Origin of the sequence: Capnocytophaga gingivalis ATCC 33624 (assembly GCF_000174755.1) — a bacterium.
Lineage (GTDB): Bacteria > Bacteroidota > Bacteroidia > Flavobacteriales > Flavobacteriaceae > Capnocytophaga > Capnocytophaga gingivalis.
On the sequence record NZ_ACLQ01000021.1, the window covers coordinates 78,142 to 85,152 of the forward strand.

Here is a 7,011-nt window from a genome sequence, read left to right on the forward strand (position 1 = left end):
TTCTCTTTTTCATAGAGAAATAGAGCTATACCCTTGTTTTGAATAGTGCGTAAAAGTAAGAATATAATTTATTTTGTCTTGTCTAATGTGTAATCCAAAAAAATGATGTATTTTTGTCACAAATTTCAAACGAATGTCAAAAGGTGTTCTTTTAGTGAACTTAGGCTCTCCTAACTCAACCTCTGTGAAGGATGTAAGAGCGTATTTAAATGAATTTCTTATGGATCCCAGAGTGATTGATTTGCCCTACCTCAGCCGTGCTTTCTTGGTAAAAGGGATTATCCTACGTACCCGCCCCAAGCGATCAGCAGAGGCTTATCGCAAGGTATGGACAGCGGAAGGTTCTCCGCTGATTGTCCATACAAGACACCTAAGAGAGAAGGTACAACAAGGGACAGATATCCCCGTAGCTATGGCTATGCGCTATGGGAAGCCTTCTATAGCTTCAGCCATAGAATCGCTCTACAAGCAGGGCGTTCGGGAACTTTTGCTCATCCCTCTATACCCCCAGTACGCCATGTCCACTACCGAGACCATCTCCGTATTGGCTGAGAAAATCATTCGCAAGCACTATAAGGATATGTGCCTAAGCGAGCTACCACCCTTCTACAATAATCCTGAATATATAAAGGTATTAGCGACCTCTATTAGGGAACACCACAAGGAGGATGAGTACCTGCTCTTCTCCTATCATGGAGTCCCTGAGCGGCATATCTATAAGAGCGATATTACCAAAGAGCACTGCCAGCTCAATGACATTTGCTGCAACACCCTCTCCCCTGCTCACCAATATTGCTACCGCCACCAGTGCTTTGCCCTAACCGAGTCTATTGCCCGAGAGCTACAACTCACCCCAGCGCAATATGGTACTTCTTTTCAATCGCGCTTAGGGCGTGACCCTTGGCTTCAACCCTATACCGATACCACCCTGGCCGCTCTTCCTGAAAAAGGTATCAAGCGATTGGCAGTGGTGACCCCAGCCTTTGTAGCTGACTGCTTGGAGACTCTGGAGGAGATCGCTATGGAAGGCAGAGAAACCTACTTGGAACACGGTGGAACACACTACAACTATATTCCTTGCCTAAATGACCGAGAAGACTGGGCAAAAACCCTCCTTTCTTGGATTGAAAAATGGCAAAATAAATAGGTTATTAACAGAGATACACAAGTTGTGCATAATTAGTCACGAATGGTATTTCCTTTCCTCTTTTTCTTAATAAAACAGTTAATATGTAATACATAATAAAGGTTCTGTGTTAATAAAATCTTTACAAACCAACCTTTTGATTGTTGATAACTTCGTTTATAACCTACTTTTGAGGACGTTTACAGAGCAAAGGTTTTGACAATTAGAAATAAATGCTTACTTTTGTGCCATGAAAAAAACCTAATTAAAAGTAAAAAATGAATATTGTAATGTTAAGCAAAACTAATTGATTATGAGAAAAAGATTTTACACCCTATTAGCTTTGTCGTTACTCTCCACTGCTATCCTATCGGTGAGTTGTAATAAGGACAAAATTGATTTTGGAGGAGGAAGTGATCCCAACTCTATCTCTCAAGTAACCACTGGTAGTGGTGCTCCTACTGCGGGACAAAAAGGAGATTATTACTTTGATTCTACTTCCAAGACTCTTTATAAGAGAAAAGGTTCTTCTTGGACAGGAATCGCGACTATGAATCTTAATGGAAACTTGCTTTCTGGTCAAGGAAAAGCAAAACCCAGTCAAGGGAACAATGGAGATTCCTATATTGACATTAAGACCAATACCATTTATGAAAAAAAGAATGGGGTATGGTCTGCTTCTTCAGAAGGTGAGATTGTTATAAAAGATGCCAATTTCAAAGCAGCACTACTTGCTATTGTAGGTATTGATGCCAATAAAAATGGTAAGATAAGCCCTGCGGAAGCTCAGGCTGTAACAGGATTTTCAGTAGCTGGGAAAGAAATCGCTTCCTTAGAAGGAATAGAGGCCTTTACCAACCTTGAAAGCTTGGATGCCAATGACAATAAGCTTACTACTGTTAATCTAAGTGGACTCACTCACCTAAAAAAACTCAACCTTACGAACAACCTACTCTCAGGAGAGCTTAACCTAAAGGAACTTAAATATCTTGCCAATGATAAAGTAAAAATCGTAGCTGGTAATACTTCTATAGAAAAGATATTTGTCGCTGATGAAGCAAAAGCAACAGCTCTGAACAACTTTGAGCATACGACCAAATATACTTTTTCAGGAGAATTAGAACGAATTTTGGACTTAGACCCTGTTATCAAAGCAGCACTATTGGCAGATAATAACCGCCCTGATCGCAATGGAGATGGTGAAATCACTAATAAAGAAGCCGAAAGATTCAACAAACCTATAAGAATAGAGACTCCAGGAATCAAATCTCTCAAGGGAATGGAATATTTCAAAAAAGCTACCTCTCTGGTTATTCAGGCACCTGATGGACAAAAAAATGTTCTTGTAGATGGACAAGTTTCTTTGGCTGACTTTTCAGAAATAGAGAGCCTTACCATTGCCAATACAAAGATGACTAAGCTCACTCTAAGTAATTTTCCTAAGCTCAAACATCTTATCTTGACAGGAAATGAACTTACTGAGGTTGTCCTTAGCGGTATGCCAGAGTTGGTTACCTTGAATCTTGAAAGAAATAACTTAACCAACCTCAATGGAATCACTACCCCCGAGAATACCTTCCCTAAGCTAACAGCTCTCAACCTTATAGGAAACAACCTACAAGGAGAGCTTGATCTTTCAAAGATTACCGCAAACTTAAGGAATAATGCAAATGCTATACAAATCTTGCGTGGAAATAATAATTCAGGAGTGGCTCGTATCAAGGTAAAAGATCAAGATACCGCCAATGTTCTAAATACAAATGATGCAGGAGCAGGTAAATACCAAGTAGACGGTAGTGGAGGAAGTAATCCTGAAGTTCCTATTCGTGACAGCCGATTAAGATTCCTTACTCTTGAGAAATTGCAAGCTATTATGGATACTCGAGAATTCCGTGGACGCTTCCCTGGTGGAAAGAATGATACTACAGGAAAAATCTATAAGTCAGACTTAGATAGAGCTGATTTCCCTACTGCGTTAGAATTGGATAGTAGTGTTGGAGACCTTTCTGGATTAGAATACTTCTCTAAGGTAAAGAAACTTACCATATACACTTCTACACCAACTACTCTGAACCTTATAGGTATGGACAGTCTTGAGGAAATAATATCCACAGGAAGTACTATTGAGGTAATTCAAGGTAATGCCCCAAGACTTAAAAAGATTATCCTAAGGAATTCACATAGAGTAAAGAAAATAAATGTGGTTAATTCTTCTAACATAGAACAAATCACTATTGAAGAAGATAGTAATATACCTAACCACATAGAATGTATCGCTGTACCTGCCAATAGAGCAGATACTGTTAAGCAAAATATCAACTTAAACAGTCCAGCTAAAACAACTGTTTACAGAAGCAAAGTACAATCAACCCCATGTAATTAGGTTTTGGACATTACATATGTGAAAAGGCTCTCCACTTGTTGGAGGGCTTTTTCTTTTTAAGTGAAGAATGAAAAGTATACCCAGAATGGCATAAAGAACGAGGCAAAGCTACTTTGGTTTGCCTAAAAAAGAGGCTGCCCTTTTCGGACAGCCTTATTTTTGCTATTAACCACTAATCATTAATTATATTATTTAAGTTTCGTAAGTTGTATAATTTATTGATTTTCAAAGACCTCCCCCTATCCCCCTCCAAAGGGGGAATGATAAAGTTTATGATTCTCAATGAGTTATAGAGAAAATTTTACGTATTGACAAACAGTTTATGCCTTTTCAACGCCCTTATTCCCCCTCTTGGAGGGGATAGTCCGTGAATACATGGAACGGAGTATGTGAGGAGAGGTTTTATTTGCAATATATTGATTTATAAATAGTTATAATCTTAATTGTATTCTAAAAATAACTTGCGAAACTTGAGTTATATTATTTATTGTATTTTTCTAAGATACTTCTGGCTCTTTCCACTGCCTCTTGGAGGGAAACAGGAGCGTTGGAACTTTGGTAAAGTGGTGTAGTGCGAGCGACTGGTTCCTGATAAGAAGAAGTTGATTCCTCGTAAGAAGAGGTTGATTCCTCGTAAGAAGAGGTTGATTCCTCATAAGAAGAGGTTGATTCCTCATAAGAAGAAGTAGATTCTGGGTGCTCAGGCACTTCTTCAAAGGTGATGTTCTTCATAACTATCTGAGGCACAAAGGGATCGGTAGCACTTAGCGGATCGGTAGTAGTCAAAGAGGCGGCAGTACTCTGAGCTACCACTGGCTCTGGAGTGTTCTGAGCAGCCATAGGTGCTGGTGCACTTTGGGGAACTATTGTAATAGGTGTATTTTGAGGTTCTACACTGTTCTTTTCTACATAATTCTCTTGTAGATCTCTCTTGAGTACATCCAATTCTTTTTCCTTGAAAGAGAGCTTTTGGCTCACTGCTTCTAATTCTTTTTCCTTGAGAGAGAGCTTATTATAAGCTTCTTTGGTAAACTCTTCCAATTCTTTTTCCTTACGTAAGAGTTTGTCATAGGTTTCCGTAGAGAGGATCTGTAGTTCTTTTTCCTTGAGAGAAAACCTCTCATAGGCTTCTTTAGTCAAAAGTACGAGCTCTCCTCCTCTCTTATCTGTAAGGAAAAGGGGGGCTACAACAGGTAACTCTATCTTAAAGAGTTGCTCATTTTCGCCTAAGGTAGCTCCAGCAAGCTCATTCTCATGCCCATGAGCTACATCTTCAGGAATAGCTATTTCTATACCTATATTAGAAAGAGCATTGATAACCAATTGGTATTGTTGGAAATCCAATTTTTCTTTTAATGGAATTGTATTACTCATAATCATTATATTTTGGGCAAAGGTATAATAAAAAAATTGAAAAACAAACAAATTTTTATGCTATTTTTCCTCTTTTTATTATTTTTCCCCACCATTAACAGTTGATAACTTTAAGCAAATAACCATTCACTTATAGGGCGAATAACCATTCTTTTATAGAGGATGAATGATCATTCACCCCTACGTTATTGCATAAAATATATTAAAAAAATGATAGCAAATGATTTTTTTTGTAATTTTGCGAACAATAGTAAAAGAAAAATTATGGAAAAAGATCCACAAGAAGTCGCTGAGTTCTATGCGAAACTCAAATCAGAATTGGAGAAAACAACGGTCTTCCCCAGCGAATACCTATATAAGTTTATCCTACCTGCTACTCAAGAGAAGAGAGAGGCTATAAGAGCTGTTTTCAAGGATACACAGGCTACTATAGAAGAAAAGCCTTCATCTACAGGAAAGTATATCAGCTATTCTATACGCCTTGAGGTACAAGACCCTGATCAGGTAATTGCCTATTACCAAAAAGCAGGCGAAATAGAAGGAATCATCTCTTTGTAGTGAAGAGTGAAAAAAAGTTTACCTGTTACCTAAAGAAAAATGAGCAAGCTATTATCTATCACCTATTATCTATTATCCATTATCTGCATTGGGTCGGCTTCAGCGCAGAGCAATGCGGAGCTTTTTGCACAGGCAGGAAGTGCCTATAATCGGGGAGACTGGCAGGAGGCTATAGACAATTATCGGCGGATTCTCTCCAAAGGGGAAGCCTCAGCAAGTCTGTACTACAACTTGGCCAATGCGTACTATAAGACAGAGGATGTAGCTCATAGTATCTATTATTATGAGAAGGCGCTAGAGCTCTCTCCTGAGGATAAGGCCATACAGAACAATCTCAAATATGCCCAGCAGATGGCTTTGGATGAGATAGTCCCCTTGCCTAAGCTATGGTCACAGCGCGCCATGGAAGCCCTGAGCCGCTGGAATTCTCCTAATGGTTGGGGAGTATGGGCTGTGGTGAGCATGTGCCTCTTTGCAGGATTTTTCTTCTGTTATTATTTCTTGGAGAAAATCCTCTACAAGCGTATCTTCTTCACGCTGATGGTTGTAGCTTTTTTAGGTTCTGTATCCAGCTTTTTTTTAGGTCGCACCGTAAGCCATTATGTGCATAGCAATCACTACGGCATCCTCTTTGATAAGGAAGTGCGGCTCTATGAACAACCCAACACCTATAGCAAGGAAGTATTTTCCCTACATGAGGGAGCTAAAGTAGAAATCCTTGACCAATTCAAGGAATGGTATAAGCTCAAAGTCGCCGATGGTCGTATAGGCTGGGCTAAGAAACATAGCCTAAGGAAAATATGATAATGATTAATGAATAATGATCAATGATTAATAGCTTATATATTAATCATTGATCATTAAAAATTTAATCACTACTTACATATGTATAGCTCTCTTGGCGGTAGCATCGAGGCAAGCCTCTTTGACCGCTTCACTATAGGTAGGGTGTGCATGACAGATACGGGCAATATCCTCCGCACTGGCACGGTATTCCATAGCCACTACCGACTGGGCGATAAGGTCAGAAGCACGCGCTCCAAGGATGTGCACTCCGAGAATCTCATCAGTGGAAGCATCCGCTAAGACTTTTACAAAACCATCCGTTTCTTGACTGGCACGAGCACGTCCCAAGGCACGCATTGGGAATTGTCCTACTTTGTAAGCACGACCTTCCTCCTGCAACTGTTGTTCTGTCTTTCCTACAGCCGCTACCTCAGGGGTAGTATATACAGCCCCAGGAATCAGGTTGTAGTTTATGTGAGGTTTTTCTCCTGCTAAGAGTTCGGCTACATATACGCCTTCTTCTTCTGCCTTGTGAGCCAACATAGCCCCACGAATCACATCACCTATAGCATAGATATGAGCAGCAGAAGTCTGCAAGTGTTCGTTTACTTCTATCTGTCCACGTGAGTTGAGCTGTACACCTGCTTTCTCCAAGCCCAATCCCTCGGTATAAGGGCGGCGACCGGTGGCCACCAGGCAGTAATCTCCTTCGAGTACAAGCTCTCCATTAGGAGCATCAGCCTTGACTATCACGGAGTCCCCTACACGAGAGACTTCCTTCACT

The 7,011-nt window shown here is 40.1% G+C and carries 6 protein-coding genes; 4 read left to right on the forward strand and 2 right to left on the reverse strand.

Annotated features, from left to right (window positions below):
* Positions 1–133 precede the first annotated feature (133 nt).
* Both hemH and CAPGI0001_RS08240 read left to right on the forward strand, forming a co-directional pair.
* Positions 134–1,147: a ferrochelatase gene (hemH, locus tag CAPGI0001_RS08235; protein ID WP_002668713.1), complete on the forward strand. Its 1,014-nt coding sequence runs from the start codon at positions 134–136 to the stop codon at positions 1,145–1,147.
* A gap of 292 nt (positions 1,148–1,439) precedes the next feature.
* A complete protein-coding gene (locus CAPGI0001_RS08240; RefSeq protein ID WP_002668751.1) occupies positions 1,440–3,509 on the forward strand; it encodes a leucine-rich repeat domain-containing protein in 2,070 nt (689 codons plus the stop codon).
* Between the two features lie 480 nt (positions 3,510–3,989).
* On the opposite strand, the gene CAPGI0001_RS08245 is transcribed toward CAPGI0001_RS08240, so the two are convergent.
* Entirely contained in the window at positions 3,990–4,883 is an 894-nt protein-coding gene (locus CAPGI0001_RS08245; RefSeq protein WP_002668634.1) for a hypothetical protein, read from the reverse strand.
* A gap of 264 nt (positions 4,884–5,147) precedes the next feature.
* Between CAPGI0001_RS08245 and CAPGI0001_RS08250 the strand changes: the two genes are divergently transcribed.
* Positions 5,148–5,441, forward strand: coding sequence for a DUF493 domain-containing protein (locus CAPGI0001_RS08250; RefSeq protein WP_002668654.1), 294 nt, complete (start codon positions 5,148–5,150; stop codon positions 5,439–5,441).
* A 39-nt stretch (positions 5,442–5,480) separates the two neighbouring features.
* On the forward strand, positions 5,481–6,245 hold the full coding sequence (locus CAPGI0001_RS08255; RefSeq protein ID WP_002668781.1) for an SH3 domain-containing protein: 765 nt from the start codon (positions 5,481–5,483) through the stop codon (positions 6,243–6,245).
* 75 nt (positions 6,246–6,320) lie between these two features.
* Here the strand turns inward: CAPGI0001_RS08255 and CAPGI0001_RS08260 are convergent.
* On the reverse strand, positions 6,321–7,011 hold a 691-nt coding region (locus CAPGI0001_RS08260), incomplete at its 5' end, for an FAD-dependent oxidoreductase (protein ID WP_002668709.1).

Coding starts and splice junctions, on each gene's coding strand:
- hemH (WP_002668713.1), top strand. CDS start 134: ATGTCAAAAGGTGTTCTTTTAGTGAACTTAGGCTCTCCTAACTCAACC.
- CAPGI0001_RS08240 (WP_002668751.1), top strand. CDS start 1,440: ATGAGAAAAAGATTTTACACCCTATTAGCTTTGTCGTTACTCTCCACT.
- CAPGI0001_RS08245 (WP_002668634.1), bottom strand. CDS start 4,883: ATGAGTAATACAATTCCATTAAAAGAAAAATTGGATTTCCAACAATAC.
- CAPGI0001_RS08250 (WP_002668654.1), top strand. CDS start 5,148: ATGGAAAAAGATCCACAAGAAGTCGCTGAGTTCTATGCGAAACTCAAA.
- CAPGI0001_RS08255 (WP_002668781.1), top strand. CDS start 5,481: ATGAGCAAGCTATTATCTATCACCTATTATCTATTATCCATTATCTGC.